This is a genomic window from Synechococcus sp. PROS-U-1, from assembly GCF_014279755.1.
GTDB lineage: Bacteria > Cyanobacteriota > Cyanobacteriia > PCC-6307 > Cyanobiaceae > Parasynechococcus.
This window is the reverse complement of record NZ_CP047951.1, coordinates 2,448,715-2,465,952: the sequence shown is the minus strand read 5'-3', so window position 1 is coordinate 2,465,952 and position 17,238 is coordinate 2,448,715. Positions and strand designations below refer to the sequence as shown.

Sequence of the window (17,238 nt, the reverse complement as noted above, 5' to 3'; positions counted from 1 at the left end):
CCCTCTCACTGCTGTCGTTTGTTGGACCATTCCTGGGGCCAGGGGTCACCGTCGAGGATCAGATGAATCCATGCGCTGCCTTCCAATCCAACCACCAGGCTGATGAACTCTCGCGGGTGTTGGCGCATCAGCTGCTGGAGATCCGCCAGCAGCGTTGATGGTGAGAGTGCCGGAATGGCCATGCTGAAGATGAGGCACCACGTCAGCAGCACCCCCAGTCGCACGCTTGTGCCAAGCACTGGACCATGGGACCAGAGCGAGCGATGGGGGATCAAACGTCGGTACGGCCACCAAAGGAATCCGAGCATCCCCCACCTCCGCAGCGCGTTTGAGCGCGTATCCAGATCGGGCGAAAGCCAGAGCCCACCGGCCAGACAGCTTGCTGCAGCGATGAGTGCTGCATGGAGTCCCAGCACCAATCCAACAGTGAGCCCGAGCGGGAGACTCAGGAGCCAGATGCTTTGGTCATGGCGACGACCTGTTGCCAAGCCTTCGGCGCTCTTGTGTGGCCCCAACCTGACGCCTTAAGGCAGAATCTGCTTGGTGGGGCGATTAGCTCAGCGGTAGAGCACCTCCCTTACAAGGAGATTGTCACTGGTTCGATCCCGGTATCGCCCATCTCGAAAAGCGACTTCTGCACTGGGTTTTTGGCTTTTTGCACTGCCGAACCCACCAGCGTCAACCTGCATTCGGGATGAGGTCTGAGCAAGCTTTGGTGGGAATGATGCAGAGGTGTGCAATGGTGGGATGACGCCAAAGAGCCCCGTAAGGGCCCACTGCGCGAGAACCGATAACTCGATTCCATGAACCGAAGATTCAGCACTCCCCCCAGGGAGTGGAGAAAGGGTGGCAGCAATGCCAGCCGAATTGACCTCAGCGGCTATGCATCCGCTCAACATCGCCGTTTTCTGAAAGCGGAAGCAGATCAAGCCCCCAGGGAACAAATTCATCACTGAAATTGGCTCCTGCACACCAGAAAGTGCTCGGGCTTGCTTTCTTTCTCTTTGCCTCAACGCTGTTGAGGTTGGCCGTTCCGCAATGGGTCTAAACCCTGCTGTATCCCAGTTTGGTTTTAAAGATTTTGAGTGGTAAGCCAAAGGATTCCATCAGCGTTCGACAGGCATCACTGACCGTTCCATAGACCTCAATGCTGAAGCCATCGCCAAGCTCAGCATGCTTCTTGAGGTACTCCTGGACTGGAGGATTAGAAACATGTGCGCTGAAGGCTGCGTCGTTGGCGTAGACCTCTGACCAAACAAAGGCCTGTGGATCATCGGGATCCTGGTCAAAGGTGTGGTGGATCATTCCCGGTTCAGATGCCTGAACGGCGGTATCGGTAGCTCTTGCAAGCTCGAGGTAGGAATCAACGCATCCCGGCTTGACGTGAATGCGCGCCAAAAGGATGAAAGGTGTGCTCTGATCAAAGGTTGACATTGGCGTCTTTGCTCTTGGGGTTGGGGCGTCGACAACAGGTTGGCCAGCATCCGGGCAACCTGCAGGCCCATCCATCCCCGAGTGGTCAATTCATCGTCTTGGTGGTTAACGCAGCCACTGTTGTCGCACCAGCTCAAAGGTTGCTGAGCCACCGAGGCAGGCAGCAGCAGCGATCAGTCCTGCCAAGGGAGGCACGGGCAATGGCAGTTTCAAGGCCGAGAACACAAACCCGAGCAGGAAACCGCCGGTGAGCGTTGAGATCAAGATGCCGAGGGACATGGCTCTTCCGTGTCTGCCCGCATCTTGATTCGCTCTGTCGTGGTGCGCGTTCAGCCGTTGCTTCCGTCGTTCATGCTGCGTCGGATCAGGCTTTGCGTCACCCAGAGCAGTCCGATGAAGCCAGCCGTGGCAATGAGCAAGGACAAGGTCGAAGCCGTTGGTCGGAGGCTTAAAAGCTACTCAGCGTTCGACTGAAGCATCCTGGGAAGGTGGGTCCCCTCAGCATGTGGTGATGCAACTGTTCCTGGCATTGGTGTTGCCCGTTGTTCTGCTCGTAGGGCTCACTGCTCTGCTTGCAACGGGCCGGCTGGCCTTGTCTCGGAACGCCACTTGGTTGTTGGCACGCCAGAACACCTTTTGGATGGCTGGAATCGTGGCCCTTGCCGCTGCTGCAGTGGTGGTTGCCATGCAACGTTGAGCGGATGATGGGGAAGCTTTCCTGCGTTGTTGTCGCTTGCGCCGCCGGGATTGTGCTGGCTTGGCCCAGTGCAGCGCAAACGAATGAGGCCCTCCTTCAGGAACGGCTGATTAGCCCTGCTGTGTTTGAGCTGTTGCTGCGACGTGGGGCGACGACCCCTGAACAGCGTCGGCAGGTCATTGGTGAGGCCTGCAAAACAGGGCAGCTGGGGGCTGGCGATTGTCCCCAGCAGCGGCAACGCCGTGACTAAAGCGATCGGTGGCGCTGGTCTCTGCTGTTTTGCTTATTCGGAGGCGCAGGCTTCACCCATTGCACCTTCTGCGACTTGCATCGCCAGTTGACTGCCAAAGGTGTCCCCGGTTTCTTCCACCCACTTCGTGCCGAAGGCGTCGACCGTCATCCACTGGCCTGCAAACTCCGCGAAGCCTTTGGCTTGGTCGGCATCCAGAACAAAGGTCTGCTCGCTGCAATTCACTTTGCCGATCACGTCCCCTTGGAGGTTGTTCAGGTCGGTGACTTTGGCGTCTTCTTTCTCAGCACACGAACCAAGGCCAAGAGCAAGAACGCCAGCAGCGAGAACAGCAATGGAGGGGAGTTTCAACAAAAGAGCAAGTCATCACTTACTCAGGCTGGCGCGGGGTTGACGACCTGTCAGCTTGAGGCGTCCTTTTCGTCTCGCCCGCGTCCGTCAGCAGCCCTGATCAGCGGGTGCTTGAGCGCTTGCGAACAACCCTTGGCGTTTCTCGCTCGATCTTGTCCTCGGAGACAGTTTTGTCTTCTCCTGCCGTCCCTTCCTGTACCGGTTCGTCGTCGGGTTCCTGGGCCTCAATCACACCGAGCACCATGGCGGCTTCCAGTTGATCGCTCATGTCGCCGATGGTCAGCAGTGCTTTCAAGACCAGCTGGGCCCGGGGTGCTTTCGGCAGGCCAGGACGCAGTTTTTTGGTGGTGTTCCACAGCTCCAGAGCCACTTCCTTCAGCAGTTCCTTGTCAGCAGCCATTCGAGTCGGGCGTGAATAGCACCATTCTCGTCATCGGGGGGCATTCGCCTTCCGAAATGGTGGAAATGAAGGGGCCGTTAGAGCCCCTCAATTGGATCAGAAGCAGAAGGGCAGGAATTGGGTGCGGCAGGCGGCGTAGCCATCCACAAGGGGTCCCAGACCGATTTGATGAACGATGCCGGCACCGGTGAGGCCTTCGGTGATGATCCCGATCACAATGCCGAGCATGGCGGCCCGCCCGTTGAAGCGTTCCGCTTTTTTGAGTTGTTCCATATGGATCTCGCGCGTGGCGACGCCTTGGAACCAAGAGTCGTTTGCTTGCGTGGGCTTCATCAGGCTCAAGCTGTTGTTACAAAGCTTAATCCATGAAATCAGTTTTTCAGCAGCAGTCGTTCCCCCGGCGTGGGATCGGTCCAGCGGCTGCTTGTTGGCAACTGGGCTCCAGTTCCGGCCACGGATCCTTTCATCTGCAGAGCGCGGCTCAGGGCCCCGCCGAAGCGAACATCACCGCCGGATGTGCTGGCCAGCACTGTTGTGGGTTGGAAGCGTTCCACTAGTTGCGGCACCACGGAACAACCTTTGACAAATGCCCCCAGAGCGGGCAGCCCGAGATCCACCATCGGCGTGATGACGGCATCCAGCGGTTGCGGTTGCAGTGTTGGATCCAGAAATCCGTGGGGTTCCAGGTAGAGCGAGCCGGCCGGATGGTCGATCAGATAGCCGTTTTCGACCATGGGAACTGGTGCACCGGCACTGGCACGCACCTGCAGGCCCTGGTGGGTGGTGCTCTCTCCGGGGGAGAGCGCTGTCACGTTGGTGAAGCCCAGGTGTTCAACCACGCGCGTTGCGGCCACGGATCCAATGACGGGCAAGGTTTTCGGCAGCAAGGCCAGGGTTTCAGGGTGGGCATGATCCGCGAGCCCCTGGGTGAGCAGCAGCAGATTCAGGTTCTCCGGGATCTCCCGCTCGCAGGGCAGTTCCCCTTTCAGCAGCCACTCTCCGGGGGGGAAACTCAGGTTGCCGCGCAGCCAGGGATCCACCAGAACGCGTAGGTCATCGAATTCGAGCAACCAACCGTTGGCTCCGTAGTAGGTGGCGGCCAGGGTCATGACGGGTTTTGCTGCCGCTCGCGGCAGTCGCTGCAGAGACCAAAGAATTCAAGCGTGTGGAACAGGAGAGCGAAGCCCTTGCGGCCGTCTTCCGGCACCTCCAGGTCGTGAATCGGACAGTGGTCGAGGGATTGTGTTTTGCCGCAATCAACGCAGGTGAGGTGGTGGCGATCCCGCTCCAGCGGCGCGTAGAGCGCTTCACCATTGGGCAGGTGGCGGCAGCGCACCAGGCCCCGTTGCTGCAGCTGACGCAGATTGCGGTACACCGTGGCCAGGCCCATGGCTTGGTTGGGCTCCAGGCTGCGGTGCAGTTGCTGACCGCTCATTTCATCGCCACAAGCCTGGAGACTCGCCAACAACACCTTTTGGCGGGCATTGATTTCGGTTGCGGGAGGGAGACTGGCCATGGGTTTAAAGGGCGACCAACCAGCGGCCGCTGAGGCTCACCAAGAGCAGCACCATGCTGCCTGTGAACCAGGCCCGACGGTCGAGATCTAGCAAGCGACGGCTCAAAATCACAGCACCAACCCATCCAATGACCACCAGGATGGTTTGGCAGAAGCCGATCACATGGGGGTCGGCGGACCATTGCGGCCAGCTAACCGGCAGAACGGTACCGGCTTCGGCCATGCCGATGGGTAGATGGCGTGCCAGGAGTAGGGCCCAGAGCATCGGCAATCCTGCATACAGCCAACGGCGGTGAAGCCACACACCAGCAGCAGCTGGAAGGGCAAGGGCCAGCGTTGCAAAGCTGAGTCGAGCCAGTAGCGGCCCCTCATGCATGGAGGCTGGTGCAAGTGGCAGCCAGCCCAGCAGGCGCTCCCAGTGGTGCAGGCAGATTCCGCCAGCCAGCACCAGGATCAGTCCGCGTTCTCCATCGGGCGCCTGCATGCTGCGTTGTAGATCGGCCGCAGGTGGCCGCAGTCGCAACTGCACAGAACGGTTGGGACAGGCCTGGGTGCAGGTCATGCAGAGCACGCAGTTGCGGTTGTCGCTCAGGTGGGCGGGATGGGTCCCCAGCGGACAGCCTTCGGTTGCCAGTCCCTCGCCGTCGGCCGGTCCTCCCTTGAAACAGGCGTAGCTGCTGCAGCTGCCGCTGCAGGTGCCGACTTCAGCCCGCAACTCAAGGATTGAGAGCTTGGCGAACAGTCCGTTCATGCCGCCGACGGGACAGAGGTATCGGCACCAGAAGCGTTTTTCGAACACCGTTGAGCTGATCACTGCTCCTGCCGTGATCAGCAACAGCAGGCAGCTGCTTAACCAGGCGGTGTCTTCAAGGTTCCAGACCTCTTCCCAGAGGAGAATCGCGGCAAACCCGGCGGCTAGAGCAGGTGCTCCCCAACGGTCCACATCACCATGGGGCCAGCGCTTCTTGCGCCATGGGGTGAGCCGTTGGACGATTTGCCCCCAGACCATGAAGGGACAAATGGCGCACCAGAGTCGACCCACCAGGGGGTAGCTCAGCAGGATCAAAGGCCACCACCAGGCCCAGAACAGGGTCAGCATCGGATTGGCGGCGCGGTCCTGGGGGCCAAGCCAAAGCGCAAGGTTCACGGCCACGAACAGCCAGCTCACCAGGCCGAACAGCAACTTGTTCCAGAGCGACGGTGCGCGCATCCAGTCCCGCAACTGCGGTTTCCAGCGCCAAATGTCAAACCGGGCCCGCCGTGTTTTTTCTTCGGTCCAAAAGACCTCTTCGGGGAGCAGTGGTGGAAGCTCGCCTTGGCTTTGCTGACGTGCCTGACGCAGGGCGCGATCGACCATCGCTTCGAGTTCGCGCAGGTTGTTGGCGAAATCGTGGTTCTGAAGCCTTCGCACCACGCTGTCCGGCAGGGCTGGTGGCTGGCTCCAGCCGAGTCCAGGGCTCTGCAGCCTCAGCCTGTAACGCAGCCAGTCCCCTAGGTCGGTCCGGCGCACCCGCAAGGGAGGAACGCGGATGGTTTGCACCAGGCCGTCGAGGGCCGGGATGGCGGCTTCGCTGGTGAAAAGCACGCGTCCTTGGAACTCCGGCGCGTCGCCACGGGCCATCCCGATCAAGCGCTGCTGGACCTTGACGTCGATGCGGTCCATGCCGCTCACCAACAGGGTGCTGGATCCGAGCTCGTTCAGCAGGCTGAGCGCGCTGCCCTGCAGATCGCCAGCATCCAATCGCACCAGCAGACGGCGGCGCTCAGCTGATCCGTAGTGCACCAGGGCGGCGAGATTGTCTTTTTCCAGGCCGGGCTCACCACTGATCAGCACGGGCTGGCGTTGCGGGTTGCGGGCGGCCTCCAGCACAGCACCGCGCAACCGTTGGGCATAGCGACTTGATCCCACCACGCCGCGTCGGACCCGACCCATCACGAAGGGGGCCAGCCGCTCCAGCCCGGCACCGGACTCAGCCAAGGATCAGCTGCTCACTCAAGCTCCAGAGCCGCTGCCGTTCGGCGGGTTGGCTCGCAGTCGGCGCAACACGGCAGAGCGCAGGAGCACCCCGCAATCCACCGAATTGCTCAGGGCCATAGTGCTCGCCTCCTTGCGCCGAAGCAGCGGTGGCGGCATGCAGTTGCGGCAGGGCGCCCATGCTGGCGCTTTGAAACAAAGGATCCATCAGCCGGTAGGCCAGGGCCTCAAAGGGGTTGCCAACGCTGGCGATCGCGGTGGGTTGAAGTTCGGTGCGTGCGATGCCCGGATGGGCCGCCAGGGAGCGGATGGGGCTGCCCTGCTCGCGCAGGCGTGCATCCAGCTCGAGGGCAAACATCACATTGGCGAGTTTGCTTTGGCCATAGGCCCCATAGCGGTCGTAGCCCTTGCTCCAACTGGGGTCGTCCCAGCGGATTTTGCCGAAGTACTGAGCCCCGGAGGTCACCGTCACAACGCGGGGGTCGGGCCGGTTCTGCATCAGCGGCAGCAGCGCCTGGGTCAGGGCCATATGTCCCAGATGATTCACACCGAACTGCAGTTCATGCCCCTGGGCGGTGGTGCGCCGCGGCGGTGCCATCACTCCAGCGTTGTTGATCAGCAGATCCAGGCATTCAAAGCGCTCGCCGATGGTGTTCGCCGCCCGTTGGACGCTGGCCAGGTCCGCCAGATCCAGGTCCAGCAGATCCACTGCTCCTCCATCGCGTTCCTGCAGTAAGGCTTGTTTGGCAGCGTCCGCTTTGCGAGCGCTGCGGCAAGCCAGCACCACGGTGGCCCCGCAGCTCTTCAAGGCACGCGCGGTTTCGAGGCCCAGGCCGCTGTTGGCTCCGGTGATCAGAGCAACGCGCCCCTGCTGGTTCGGGATGTCAGCAGTGGACCAACCCATCGGTGCATGAACACAGAAACTCATTTTGCCGAGTTCGGGGTCCGTCGCGGCGTTGGTTCAGACGCAGCTGGGGGGCAGGTTGAGGCAGTTCGGATCCGGTCAGTCTTCCGGGAACAGCAATTCGGCCAGTTCATCGGCGTCGACGTCGTAGACGCGGGCCAGGCTGGTTTCGATGGCGCTGGTCACCTCACCGGGGAGAAAGCGCATCGAGTTCAGGGCATCCTCGGCGATGTCGTCGGTGAGCAACTTGTCGTCGCTGTCGAGTTTTTCATCGTTGATGACCGCCATCACCCAGCTCTGGTAGGCGTAAACCAGATCAGAGAACTCGAGCTCAGGATCGTTCAGGTCCAGGGCCATGGTGAGAGCAACCAGTGATCCCAGTCTGACCTCTCACAGGAGAGGATGAACAGCATGGATTCCGCTGATGCCACTGGCCTGCAGGCCACGCTGTTCGATTTCGCCATTGCTGAGCTGGTGCGGCAACACCGGGAGAGCTTCCAGCCCCTGTGGACAGCGGAAAGTTGGGTGAAGCTACTGATCTGGTTGTCGTTGAATTGCGGCAGCTCTGGGGATGAAGCCGGAATGGCCCGTTTCGTCGAGGCGCTCGGTCCAAGCCTCACGACCCGGATGCGAAGGGTTTTCTTTGAACGGGAGCTGGAGTCCCTCGATCTCCAGGTGATGGCTGACCCGGCTGAACAGCAGGTGCTGGTTCTGCCGATGGGGCCTGGTGTGCCGCTCGATCTTGAGCGCGCTGCCACGGTGATCGAGCGGGTGCAGCTGCAGGCCCATGTGGTGCCTGATCGGGAGCGTTGGCAACAGCTCGATGCTGCCGTGGCCATTCCCCGATTGGAGGCTGTGGCATGAATCTGATCGGCCACTACAGCAATGCCGGCTTCGAGGCGGTGGCTGACGCCGTGGCGGAGTTTTACGGCCGTCGTGAGGATCTGAGACGACCCGGGGTCGCTTTTGGTGCAGACGGGGATGCGGAACCCGCCAAACAGAGCACTGACATCAGCTTGGTGGCGATTGATCGCTCGGAACCCGAATCCTTTGCGCTTTCACAACTGATTTTTCGTGGCGTGACAGCAGGGTTGGATCGCTATCTGCAGGAGCGACCGCTGTTCCGCCAGTGCTGCCCTCAGCAGAGCCTGTTTGTGAATCCGATCTTCAATCTTCAGCACTACGCCCCGGGGGAAGGGTTCAAGCGTTGGCACTGTGATTGGACCATCAGCGATGAGGCCACTGAGCCGGTGCACCGGGTGCTGGCCTGGATTCTTTATTGCAACGACGTGGAGGAGGCGGGCACCGAGTTTCATTGGCAGGGCCACCATGAACCGGCAGAGCGGGGCAAGCTGGTGATCTTCCCTGCTGGTCCTTCTCACATTCACCGGGGACGGGTGAGCGAGCGAGCCAGCAAGCTGATCGCCACCGGTTGGATTAACGCCGGATGCCAGGAGGACTATCTAAGTCGCCTCGCCCGTTGAGTTGGGCTGGTCCTCTGGGGTGGCGTCTTCCACTTGCAATTGATTGGCGGTAGCACCAATGCGCAGGGTTTGATCTTTTGAGGGAGGCCACTCCATTGGGTACACCTGGCGTTGTGGGAAGGGGATGCCGATGCCGTTCTCTTCAAAAGCCGTCCAGATGGCTTGGCGCAAATCACTCCCCACACCAAATGCTTCGAGTGGGTTGCGCACCCAGAACAGCAGCTTGTAGTTGATCGAGGAATCCGCAAAATCCACCGTGAATGCTGCTGGTGGTGGGTATTGGAGGATTTTTTCGTGCTGGTGGGCTACCTCTTCCAAGATTGCAATGACCTGTTTGGGCTCGTGGTGATAGGCCGCTCCAACCATCACCACGTCGCGGCGTGAGGTTTCCTCAGCGGTGTACGACTCGGCCTCTTGGGTGAAGAAGTTCTGGTTGGGGATGAGTAATTCCGCCCCGTCGCGGCCGCGGCGCAATTGGGTGGCGCGCAGCCCAAGCTTTCGCACAGTGCAGGGATCCCCATTGATCATCAGGATTTCTCCGGGACGCACTGAGCCCTCAAACAAAAGCCAAAGGCTGCTGATGAAGTTGGAGATGATCTCCTTGATGCCGAAGCCGATGCCCACGGAGAGGCCTCCGGCTACGGCCACCAGGGCGGTGCCATTGATTCCGATGTAGTACGCCACCCCCATCACGCCGATGCCGATCACCGAGTAGCGAAGAATCACTTCGAGGGCTTTGCGGCCCTGGGGCTTGATGCCAAAGAAGCCGCCCCCCAGCCAGGCAGCGAAGGCTGCCGGTCGGCTGGCAAGGGTGATCACCAGATACACAATCACTAGGGCGGTGAACAATTTGCCGATGGTGAGTGTCACCCCGAAGACATCGCCAAGGGAAATAAGCGATAGTGATTCTCGGCTCCCCAGCATCTGGAAAAAAGTGAGGATTGTGAACACCAAGAGAATGGGTCGGAAAAATGATTTATCGATTTCTTCCACCGGAACTTTGGGGAAGCGGTTGAGAATGAGTTGCTTTGTTGGTTCCACACAGCGCCAGATCATCCAAAGTAGGGACAAATACTGCAGATAGCCAGCGGTGACGCCAACAGCTGTCAAAACGGTGGCGCTGGCAAGTAGCGTTGCTGGCACAATGAGATGGCTCAGGCTGGCGATCAGTGGGCTACTGAGCTTGCGCTTGAGCCGGGATTCGCTGCTAATGGCCGCGACGAACAAGCCCACTTGAAGGAGCACGGAACCCCGTTGCAGATAGCCCAGCCAGGTCGTGGTTTCAGAAGTGATTTCGGTGATCATGAGTCGCTCTCCCGCAAACTTTTCAGGATTTTTTGACTCGATTCCTCTGGGGAGCTGACGTCGTAGATCGTGTCCAGCAGAGCATCCGAGATGGCTTCATAACGCTCCGGATCGCGAAACACGCGCGCTTTGGATTGCCCTTTGGCGGCATTTGCCTTCAGCGACTCCTGTGCATACATCACCAAGGCTTCTGTGCCGCCGGGGATTTTGGCGGCAACGATCTTCGCGGCTTTGCGGTTCACGGGCAATGAATTGCGCCCTGCGAGTGCATAAGTTTTTTGCGCCCAGGGTTTGGTGATGAAATCGATCATCACCAAGGATTTCTCTCGCTGCGTTGGGCTGGAGTTGCGTCCAAGCGCCCACACCTGCAGTTTGGTGGCGGCTTTTAGCTTGGTTGAAGGCCCTTTGGGGAGAGGGGCGAGCGCAAGTTTGTCTTTCATTTGCTCTCTCAATTCCCGCAGGTTGCTGCTCCAGCAAGTGATCCAATCCAGCTCTCCAGCCACCAAGGCGTCGCGGAGGGTGCGCTGATCGTTCAGAAAGCGAATGTTTTGCTGATAGCTCGCGTTTTCCAGCCAGTGCAACCAAGCGGTCACGTTGGCCTGGCGTTCAGCATCCGGAGGTAGCTTCGCGAGTGCGGCTTCCATGGCTTCGCCAGCGTCAAATGATTCAGCACTCCAGAACAGATCTTTCAGCTGAAGTGCCATGCCGAAGTTGTTTTCTTCGCTGTCTTGTTCCATCTGCTCAAGGGTCTGGGGAGGAGAGGGCAATCGCTCCTTGTTGAAGCAGGCCAACTGCACAAACTGATTCACCGGACGGCCCACCAGTTGCCCGTCCTTGGCTGTGACGAGGTCGAACAGATAGCTCGGTGTATCAGCACGATCTTCAAGAGAGATGACAATCGGATCTACCAACTTGCGCTTGTACAACTCGAGTGCTGTGTCGCTATCGGTGATCAGCAGATCTGGGCCAAAGCCGCTACGGGTCTGATCTTCAATCTCATCAACAAAATTTTTCTGGGAGGACAGGGTTAGTTGAGGGCGGATGGTGGGATCCACACTTCTGATGTGATCAATGGCGTCTTCAGTGATCTCCCGCAGCCGTTCGTAGTCCTTACTGGAGATCGTTTCTGAGTTATTGATCGTGCGAACCACCTTGATCACGACCGGTGGACGCCAACTGCTGCAACCTGCTGTAAGGGCAGTCAGCGCGATGCCCAGGGCCAGATGCTGGATCCGGATTAGCCCCATGCCAACACTTCGGTGGACAAATGCTAGGGACGTTGGCCGGAGTGGGCAGGGCTTTGCGAGGATGTCCTGCTGAAACGCTGCGCATTCCCCGCTGGAACTGGGCAAGGCTTACGACCCCCTTGGTGCGGAACTCTTCTGACAGAAGTCGCGACGATCAAGGGGCATTTCAGTGCGACTGCAGGAAAGTGGCAAACCTCTCTCGTCAACCTCATCTTTCGTTGATGACGCACCAAGATTCACTGCCAGTGGATTGAATGAGTCGGCTCAACGTGAGGGTTGTTCAGGGCTGTCCTGAGCGTCTTGCCAGCTCCTGGGCCGAGGCGTCTCTCGAATGGTGTTCACTTGCTGGGGGAATGGAATTTCGATTCCCTCCTGTTGAAAGGCCGTCCAGATCGCCTGGTTGACCTCACTCAGGATCCCGATGTTGCTCATGGGATCGGCGATCCAGTAACGCAGCGAGTATTCGATCGCTGAGTCTCCAAATCGCACCTGCAAGGCTCTTGGGGCTGGATGGTTCAACACCCTGGGCACTTGCCTGGCGGTTGCCTCGAGCAGCTGAAGCACCTGGCGCGGATCATGCCGGTATGCAGCACCGATGCGGATCTCGCTGCGGCGCATTCGGTCACTGGCGGTGTAGCTAGTGGCTTGATCTGTGAAGAACATCTGATTGGGAATCAGAAGTTCGGCGTTGTCTCGATCGCGCCACAACACAGTGGCTCTGAGGCCGAGCTTTCGAACTTCACAGGGGTCGTTGTCGATCATCAGCACTTCTCCTGGACGAACAGATCCTTCGAACAACAGCCAGATACCACTGATGAAGTTTGAAAAGACTTCCTTGATCCCGAAACCCAACCCAACCGATAGTCCGCCCGCGATCGCCACCAATGCGGTGCCATTCAGCCCGAGGTGAAATCCCAACGCCGTAATTCCGATGCCAACAACCACGTAGCGGATGATCAATTCCACGGCCTTGCGACTTCCTTCGGAATACCCGAGCATTTTTTGCAATAACCAGGCCAGACCTGCGGCTGGTGGGCCCGTGCCCACGAGCAGCAGATAGCTCATCAGAAGAGATGTGAATAGCTTGCCAATGGTTAGTGCGATGCCAAACAGTTGGCCTATTTCAATTACTGATAAATCGTTCAGGCTGTCGAGCCGATTGATAAACATCAGTGCCACTGTAATCAAGTACATCGGCCTGATCAGCCGAGATTGAAGTTCATGCACCCTTTGCGGGGGTATCAGCTTTTGCAGGAGTTCGTGCAGCAAGCTCAGTAAATTCCATCCAAGCCACCCCAGGCTCATGTAAGAGAGCAATCCTGCATCCCAGCCGAGGCTTTTGAGTACGACGCTGATCAGGCTGAGGCCTGCTGGGGCGATAAGCAGGTGGAGGGTTTTTGGAAGTTTTTTTATTGTTATATGACGCCGAACGAGTCGCCAGTAGACGACAAAGACAATGATCAGCGACAGCTGAAAAATAATCGAGGTGCGTTGCAAATATCCCAGCCAGCCAACGACTTCCCAGAACAGTTGATTCATGACTCGCTTCTCATGATTGGCACGAGTTCATCTGCGCTGTTTTTGGGTTGGCTGTCGCCGAAAACAAGTGGAATGAGCACTTTGGTCATCCGCTGGGTCAGTGGACGATTTCCATCCACAGCGGCTAAGTCGTCACCTTGCTTTTGAGTGTCTTTGAGTGCCTGCTCAAGTGCAGCGAGGGTTTTTGAGCTTTTCGTTGGGATGATGACATCGGGATTGACCGGTACAAATGACATCGACAACAGCGAAATATTCCTCTGCACCAGCGGATTGGTGACGTATTCGCTCAGGGCGATTGCCATGGAGCGTTGGTTTTTACTGGAGTCTCGGCCCAAAGCAAGAACGCGGAGCCGATTCACGGGTGAAGCGGTTGCGTCGGGTCCACTGGGTAAAGGGGAAACGCCAAGGTCGTCGCCGAGTCGTTTTCGTAAGCGAAACAGCATGTCTGACGTGCAGCTGATCCAATCCAATTCTTGATTTCCCAGCAGCGTGGTCAGCTGACTTTGGTTTTCAAAAAAAGTGAGATTGCGTTGATTGCTCGCCTGTTGCAGCCAGGTCAGCCAGGTGGTGATGCGTTCGCGTTGGGTCGGGGACAGCGTCTGCCCGCGGGATGCCGCTGCTAGTGCTGGCAAGGTGTTGAGGCTGCCTGCTGTCCACAACACTTCGTGCATGGCCACGGATAGGCCCACCCGGGCGCCTGCTGCTCCGACTTGCAGCAGATCGTTCAAGCTTTTCGGAGGATTGTTGATCACTCCGGTGTTGAAGCAGGCCATCTGGGGAAACATCAACAAGGGTTGCCCTGCCAGGCGCCCATCCTTGAGACGCACCTGCTTCAGAATGGTGGGATCGGTCTGCCTCCTGCTTCGCTGACTTCTCGGCAGAGGATCTGTTATGCCTTCGAGGAGCAGTTCTTTCGCTTGTTGGACATCGGTCAGCACCAGATCAGGGCCAAGATCTGCCCGGCTGCGCTTGCGCAACTCTGACGACAGTTTGGAGCGCTGGTAGAGAGCCACTTGCACCCGAACATTCGGGTATAGCTTTCGAAAACTGGACACGATCAGATCGACACGGCGTCTTGCCTCTTTCTGGGTGGCACTGCTGATGCGGTCGTCATTACCGCTCACCATCGCCAGGTAGAGCATCACGGGCGCTGTTTTGGGAAGCACGCTGCAGCCACTCAGGATCAGGGCAAGAAGCAGCAGACCCGCTCCGAACCGAAGCTTCACGATTGAGGCCTGAGATGTTCGAGCCAGCTTGAGCTCCTTCCATCACCCTGGTGGGTCGATGTTAGGGACGTTGGCCGCAGTGGGCAGGGCTTTGCGAGCATGGCCGGCTGAACCGCTGAGCATTCCGTGCCCGAACTGGCCAAGACCTACGACCCGGTTGGCACGGAGGCCCGCTGGCAACAGGCCTGGGACGACCAGGGAGCGTTCTATCCCGACCCGACCACCCCTGGTGAACCGTTCTCTGTGGTGATCCCGCCGCCGAACGTGACCGGCAGCCTGCACATGGGACATGCCTTCAATACGGCTCTGATCGACACGATCGTGCGCTATCAGCGGCTGGCCGGAAAGAACGTGCTTTGCCTCCCTGGCACCGACCACGCTTCGATCGCGGTGCAGACGATCCTCGAGAAGCAGCTGAAGGAGGAGGGCAAGACCCGCCATGATCTGGGGCGCGACGCTTTTCTGGAGCGGGCCTGGCAGTGGAAGGCCGAGAGCGGTGGCCGCATCGTTGGCCAGCTGCGCCGTCTGGGCTACTCCGTTGATTGGAAGCGCCAGCGCTTCACCCTTGATGAGGGGCTCAGTGAGGCGGTGAAAGAGGCCTTCGTGCGGCTGCATGAGCAGGGGCTGATCTACCGCGGTGAATACCTGGTGAATTGGTGCCCCGCCTCGGGCTCGGCGGTGAGCGATCTGGAGGTGGACATGAAGGAGGTGGACGGTCACCTCTGGCATTTCCGTTATCCCCTCAGCAGCGGTGAAGGCCATCTGGAGGTGGCCACCACCCGGCCCGAAACGATGTTGGGCGATACGGCGGTGGCGGTGAATCCCACCGATGAGCGCTATGCCCACCTGGTGGGTCAGACCCTCACGCTGCCGTTTGTGGGTCGGGAGATTCCGATCGTGGCCGACGACCACGTGGAGAAAGACTTCGGCACCGGCTGCGTCAAGGTGACGCCGGCTCACGACCCCAACGATTTCGCCATCGGCCAGCGCCACGGTCTGCCCCAGATCACGGTGATGCGCAAGAACGGCACGATGAATCAGAAGGCAGGTCAGTTCGAGGGGCTCGATCGCTTTGAGGCCCGCAAGGCCGTGGTGGCCGGCTTGGAGGAGCTGGGGCTGCTGGTGAAGGTGGAGGACTATCGCCACAGCGTTCCCTATTCCGATCGCGGCAAGGTGCCGGTGGAGCCGTTGCTGTCCACCCAGTGGTTTGTCAAAACCGAGCCTTTGGCGGCCCGCTGCCGCGAAGCGCTGGAGAAGCAGGATCCACGCTTCATCCCGGAGCGTTGGGAGAAGGTTTACCGCGACTGGCTCACCGACATCCGCGATTGGTGCATCAGCCGCCAGCTCTGGTGGGGGCATCGCATCCCCGCCTGGTTCGTGATCAGCGAGACCGGCGGCAAATACACCGACACCACGCCCTACGTGGTGGCCCGCAACGAAGCCGAAGCCCTGGAGAAGGCCAAGGAGGAGTACGGCGCGACGGCGGAGATCGAGCAGGACGAGGACGTGCTCGACACCTGGTTCTCCAGTGGCCTCTGGCCTTTCTCCACCCTGGGTTGGCCGGATGCAAGCAGCGCTGACCTGCAGCGCTGGTACCCCACCAGCACCCTGGTGACGGGCTTCGACATCATCTTTTTCTGGGTGGCCCGGATGACAATGATGGCCGGCGCCTTCACCGGCGAGATGCCCTTCCAGGACGTCTACATCCACGGCCTGGTGCGGGACGAGCAGAACCGCAAGATGAGCAAGAGCGCCGGCAACGGCATCGATCCGCTGCTGCTGATCGAGCGTTACGGCACCGATGCCCTGCGCTTCGCCCTGGTGCGGGAAGTGGCTGGTGCCGGTCAGGACATCCGTCTGGATTACGACCGCAAGAAGGACACCTCCGCCACGGTGGAGGCCTCGCGCAACTTCGCCAACAAGCTCTGGAACGCCACCCGATTCGCCCTGATGAACCTGGGCGGCGACACCCCGGCCCAGCTGGGGGATCCCGACCCCGGTGCCCTCCAGCTGGCTGATCGTTGGATCCTGTCGCGCCTGGCCCGGGTGAATCGGGAGACGGCCGAGCGCTACAGCAATTACGGCCTGGGTGAAGCGGCCAAGGGGCTCTATGAATTCGCCTGGAACGACGTCTGTGACTGGTATCTGGAGCTGAGCAAGCGCCGGTTGAATCCCGGTGAGAACGCCTCGGCGGAGGCTCTCACCGATCAGCGGGTGGCCAAGCAGGTGCTGGCCAAGGTGATCAGCCAGATGCACCTGATGCTGCATCCGCTGATGCCCCACCTCACCGAGGAGCTTTGGCACAGCGTCACGGGTGAGCCGGAGACCACCTTCCTGGCGCTGCAGCCCTGGCCGGCGCTCGATGAAGCGGCTCTGGATGATGCGCTGGAAGCCTCGTTCGCTGAGCTGATCGGTGCCATCCGCGTGGTGCGCAACCTGCGCGCCGTGGCAGGCCTCAAGCCCTCCCAATCGGTGCCGGTGCGCTTCGTCACCGGCCGCAGCGAGCTGGCAGCGGTACTCACTAGGGCTGCGGCCGACGTCACGGCGTTGACCCGGGCGGAGTCGGTCGCGGTGATGACACCAACAGAGGCCGATGCCGCTCCGGTGGCCAAGGCCCTGGCGGGGGTGAGCGGTGAGCTGCAGGTGCTGCTGCCGATTGAAGGCTTGGTGGACCTTGATGCGCTGAAGGGTCGCCTCGAGAAAGACATCGCCAAGGCGGAGAAGGAGATCAAGGGTCTGGCGGGCCGGCTGGGCAACCCCAACTTCGCCGACAAGGCGCCGCCGGAGGTGGTGGCGGAATGCCAGGCCAACCTGGCGGAGAAGCAGGCCCAGGCCGATCTGGCCCGCAAGCGCTTGTCGGACCTGAGCTGATTCGGCGATTCATGCTGAACGCTGAACCATTACAAGAGA

At 59.8% G+C, this 17,238-nt stretch carries 20 protein-coding genes and 1 tRNA gene; 6 read left to right on the top strand and 15 right to left on the bottom strand.

Annotation, left to right across the window (positions count from 1 at the left end):
- Positions 1-5: 5 nt before the first annotated feature.
- Positions 6-488 (bottom strand): metal-binding protein, encoded by a 483-nt coding sequence (locus tag SynPROSU1_RS13260; RefSeq protein WP_186570903.1) that lies wholly within the window; start codon positions 486-488, stop codon positions 6-8.
- A 58-nt stretch (positions 489-546) separates the two neighbouring features.
- Here SynPROSU1_RS13260 and SynPROSU1_RS13255 point away from each other — a divergent pair.
- A tRNA-Val gene (locus SynPROSU1_RS13255) sits at positions 547-618 on the top strand.
- Between the two features lie 426 nt (positions 619-1,044).
- Here SynPROSU1_RS13255 and SynPROSU1_RS13250 read toward each other — a convergent pair.
- Positions 1,045-1,434, bottom strand: coding sequence for a putative quinol monooxygenase (locus SynPROSU1_RS13250; RefSeq protein WP_186570902.1), 390 nt, complete (start codon positions 1,432-1,434; stop codon positions 1,045-1,047).
- 105 nt (positions 1,435-1,539) lie between these two features.
- The gene (locus SynPROSU1_RS13245; protein ID WP_186570901.1) at positions 1,540-1,713 is read right to left on the bottom strand and encodes a hypothetical protein; all 174 of its coding nucleotides are present in this window, start codon (positions 1,711-1,713) and stop codon (positions 1,540-1,542) included.
- Between the two features lie 232 nt (positions 1,714-1,945).
- Between SynPROSU1_RS13245 and SynPROSU1_RS13240 the strand changes: the two genes are divergently transcribed.
- Positions 1,946-2,131, top strand: coding sequence for a hypothetical protein (locus SynPROSU1_RS13240; protein ID WP_186570900.1), 186 nt, complete (start codon positions 1,946-1,948; stop codon positions 2,129-2,131).
- Between the two features lie 7 nt (positions 2,132-2,138).
- Positions 2,139-2,381, top strand: coding sequence for a hypothetical protein (locus tag SynPROSU1_RS13235; RefSeq protein ID WP_186572412.1), 243 nt, complete (start codon positions 2,139-2,141; stop codon positions 2,379-2,381).
- Between the two features lie 33 nt (positions 2,382-2,414).
- Here the strand turns inward: SynPROSU1_RS13235 and SynPROSU1_RS13230 are convergent, their stop codons facing one another.
- The 8 genes from SynPROSU1_RS13230 to SynPROSU1_RS13195 all read right to left on the bottom strand — a co-directional run bounded on the left by SynPROSU1_RS13230 (position 2,415) and on the right by SynPROSU1_RS13195 (position 7,884).
- Entirely contained in the window at positions 2,415-2,732 is a 318-nt protein-coding gene (locus tag SynPROSU1_RS13230) for a hypothetical protein (RefSeq protein ID WP_186570899.1), read from the bottom strand.
- A 100-nt stretch (positions 2,733-2,832) separates the two neighbouring features.
- Complete coding sequence (locus tag SynPROSU1_RS13225; protein WP_186570898.1) at positions 2,833-3,132, bottom strand: TIGR03894 family protein; 300 nt, start codon at positions 3,130-3,132, stop codon at positions 2,833-2,835.
- Positions 3,133-3,228: 96 nt separating this feature from the next.
- Positions 3,229-3,465, bottom strand: coding sequence for a chlorophyll a/b-binding protein (locus tag SynPROSU1_RS13220; RefSeq protein ID WP_186570897.1), 237 nt, complete (start codon positions 3,463-3,465; stop codon positions 3,229-3,231).
- A 38-nt stretch (positions 3,466-3,503) separates the two neighbouring features.
- Entirely contained in the window at positions 3,504-4,241 is a 738-nt protein-coding gene (locus SynPROSU1_RS13215; RefSeq protein ID WP_186570896.1) for an MBL fold metallo-hydrolase, read from the bottom strand.
- The gene (locus tag SynPROSU1_RS13210; protein WP_186570895.1) at positions 4,238-4,648 is read right to left on the bottom strand and encodes a transcriptional repressor; all 411 of its coding nucleotides are present in this window, start codon (positions 4,646-4,648) and stop codon (positions 4,238-4,240) included. Before SynPROSU1_RS13210 ends, SynPROSU1_RS13215 begins: the two co-directional genes overlap by 4 nt.
- A 4-nt stretch (positions 4,649-4,652) precedes the next feature.
- On the bottom strand, positions 4,653-6,581 hold the full coding sequence (locus tag SynPROSU1_RS13205; protein ID WP_186572411.1) for a 4Fe-4S binding protein: 1,929 nt from the start codon (positions 6,579-6,581) through the stop codon (positions 4,653-4,655).
- 37 nt (positions 6,582-6,618) lie between these two features.
- Positions 6,619-7,527 carry an oxidoreductase gene (locus tag SynPROSU1_RS13200; RefSeq protein WP_186570894.1) on the bottom strand — a complete coding sequence of 303 codons (909 nt, stop codon included), beginning with the start codon at positions 7,525-7,527 and terminating at the stop codon, positions 6,619-6,621.
- Between the two features lie 99 nt (positions 7,528-7,626).
- A complete protein-coding gene (locus SynPROSU1_RS13195; protein ID WP_011365486.1) occupies positions 7,627-7,884 on the bottom strand; it encodes a hypothetical protein in 258 nt (85 codons plus the stop codon).
- A gap of 54 nt (positions 7,885-7,938) precedes the next feature.
- Here SynPROSU1_RS13195 and SynPROSU1_RS13190 point away from each other — a divergent pair, with 54 nt between their 5' ends.
- Both SynPROSU1_RS13190 and SynPROSU1_RS13185 read left to right on the top strand, forming a co-directional pair.
- The gene (locus tag SynPROSU1_RS13190; protein ID WP_186572410.1) at positions 7,939-8,391 is read left to right on the top strand and encodes a protein phosphatase; all 453 of its coding nucleotides are present in this window, start codon (positions 7,939-7,941) and stop codon (positions 8,389-8,391) included.
- Complete coding sequence (locus tag SynPROSU1_RS13185; RefSeq protein ID WP_186570893.1) at positions 8,388-9,011, top strand: 2OG-Fe(II) oxygenase; 624 nt, start codon at positions 8,388-8,390, stop codon at positions 9,009-9,011. Before SynPROSU1_RS13190 ends, SynPROSU1_RS13185 begins: the two co-directional genes overlap by 4 nt.
- Here the strand turns inward: SynPROSU1_RS13185 and SynPROSU1_RS13180 are convergent.
- The 4 genes from SynPROSU1_RS13180 to SynPROSU1_RS13165 form a co-directional block, all read right to left on the bottom strand.
- The gene (locus tag SynPROSU1_RS13180) at positions 8,991-10,316 is read right to left on the bottom strand and encodes a mechanosensitive ion channel family protein (protein WP_186570892.1); all 1,326 of its coding nucleotides are present in this window, start codon (positions 10,314-10,316) and stop codon (positions 8,991-8,993) included. The genes SynPROSU1_RS13185 and SynPROSU1_RS13180 overlap by 21 nt on opposite strands.
- Positions 10,313-11,563, bottom strand: a complete 1,251-nt coding sequence (locus SynPROSU1_RS13175) for an extracellular solute-binding protein (protein WP_186570891.1) — start codon at positions 11,561-11,563, stop codon at positions 10,313-10,315. Before SynPROSU1_RS13175 ends, SynPROSU1_RS13180 begins: the two co-directional genes overlap by 4 nt.
- Positions 11,564-11,827: 264 nt before the next feature.
- On the bottom strand, positions 11,828-13,102 hold the full coding sequence (locus SynPROSU1_RS13170) for a mechanosensitive ion channel family protein (RefSeq protein WP_186570890.1): 1,275 nt from the start codon (positions 13,100-13,102) through the stop codon (positions 11,828-11,830).
- Positions 13,099-14,328, bottom strand: a complete 1,230-nt coding sequence (locus SynPROSU1_RS13165) for an extracellular solute-binding protein (protein ID WP_255444692.1) — start codon at positions 14,326-14,328, stop codon at positions 13,099-13,101. The genes SynPROSU1_RS13170 and SynPROSU1_RS13165 overlap by 4 nt, the downstream gene beginning before the upstream one ends.
- A 126-nt stretch (positions 14,329-14,454) precedes the next feature.
- Here SynPROSU1_RS13165 and SynPROSU1_RS13160 point away from each other — a divergent pair, with 126 nt between their 5' ends.
- Positions 14,455-17,199 (top strand): valine--tRNA ligase, encoded by a 2,745-nt coding sequence (locus tag SynPROSU1_RS13160; RefSeq protein WP_186570889.1) that lies wholly within the window; start codon positions 14,455-14,457, stop codon positions 17,197-17,199.
- Positions 17,200-17,238: the final 39 nt, after the last annotated feature.

Excerpts from the sequence above, each read along its gene's own strand:
- SynPROSU1_RS13250 (WP_186570902.1), bottom strand. The coding sequence starts at position 1,434 with ATGTCAACCTTTGATCAGAGCACACCTTTCATCCTTTTGGCGCGCATT.
- SynPROSU1_RS13245 (WP_186570901.1), bottom strand. The coding sequence starts at position 1,713 with ATGTCCCTCGGCATCTTGATCTCAACGCTCACCGGCGGTTTCCTGCTC.
- SynPROSU1_RS13240 (WP_186570900.1), top strand. The coding sequence starts at position 1,946 with ATGCAACTGTTCCTGGCATTGGTGTTGCCCGTTGTTCTGCTCGTAGGG.
- SynPROSU1_RS13235 (WP_186572412.1), top strand. The coding sequence starts at position 2,139 with ATGGGGAAGCTTTCCTGCGTTGTTGTCGCTTGCGCCGCCGGGATTGTG.
- SynPROSU1_RS13225 (WP_186570898.1), bottom strand. The coding sequence starts at position 3,132 with ATGGCTGCTGACAAGGAACTGCTGAAGGAAGTGGCTCTGGAGCTGTGG.
- SynPROSU1_RS13220 (WP_186570897.1), bottom strand. The coding sequence starts at position 3,465 with ATGAAGCCCACGCAAGCAAACGACTCTTGGTTCCAAGGCGTCGCCACG.
- SynPROSU1_RS13215 (WP_186570896.1), bottom strand. The coding sequence starts at position 4,241 with ATGACCCTGGCCGCCACCTACTACGGAGCCAACGGTTGGTTGCTCGAA.
- SynPROSU1_RS13210 (WP_186570895.1), bottom strand. The coding sequence starts at position 4,648 with ATGGCCAGTCTCCCTCCCGCAACCGAAATCAATGCCCGCCAAAAGGTG.
- SynPROSU1_RS13205 (WP_186572411.1), bottom strand. The coding sequence starts at position 6,581 with ATGGGTCGGGTCCGACGCGGCGTGGTGGGATCAAGTCGCTATGCCCAA.
- SynPROSU1_RS13200 (WP_186570894.1), bottom strand. The coding sequence starts at position 7,527 with ATGGGTTGGTCCACTGCTGACATCCCGAACCAGCAGGGGCGCGTTGCT.
- SynPROSU1_RS13195 (WP_011365486.1), bottom strand. The coding sequence starts at position 7,884 with ATGGCCCTGGACCTGAACGATCCTGAGCTCGAGTTCTCTGATCTGGTT.
- SynPROSU1_RS13190 (WP_186572410.1), top strand. The coding sequence starts at position 7,939 with ATGGATTCCGCTGATGCCACTGGCCTGCAGGCCACGCTGTTCGATTTC.
- SynPROSU1_RS13185 (WP_186570893.1), top strand. The coding sequence starts at position 8,388 with ATGAATCTGATCGGCCACTACAGCAATGCCGGCTTCGAGGCGGTGGCT.
- SynPROSU1_RS13180 (WP_186570892.1), bottom strand. The coding sequence starts at position 10,316 with ATGATCACCGAAATCACTTCTGAAACCACGACCTGGCTGGGCTATCTG.
- SynPROSU1_RS13175 (WP_186570891.1), bottom strand. The coding sequence starts at position 11,563 with ATGGGGCTAATCCGGATCCAGCATCTGGCCCTGGGCATCGCGCTGACT.
- SynPROSU1_RS13170 (WP_186570890.1), bottom strand. The coding sequence starts at position 13,102 with ATGAATCAACTGTTCTGGGAAGTCGTTGGCTGGCTGGGATATTTGCAA.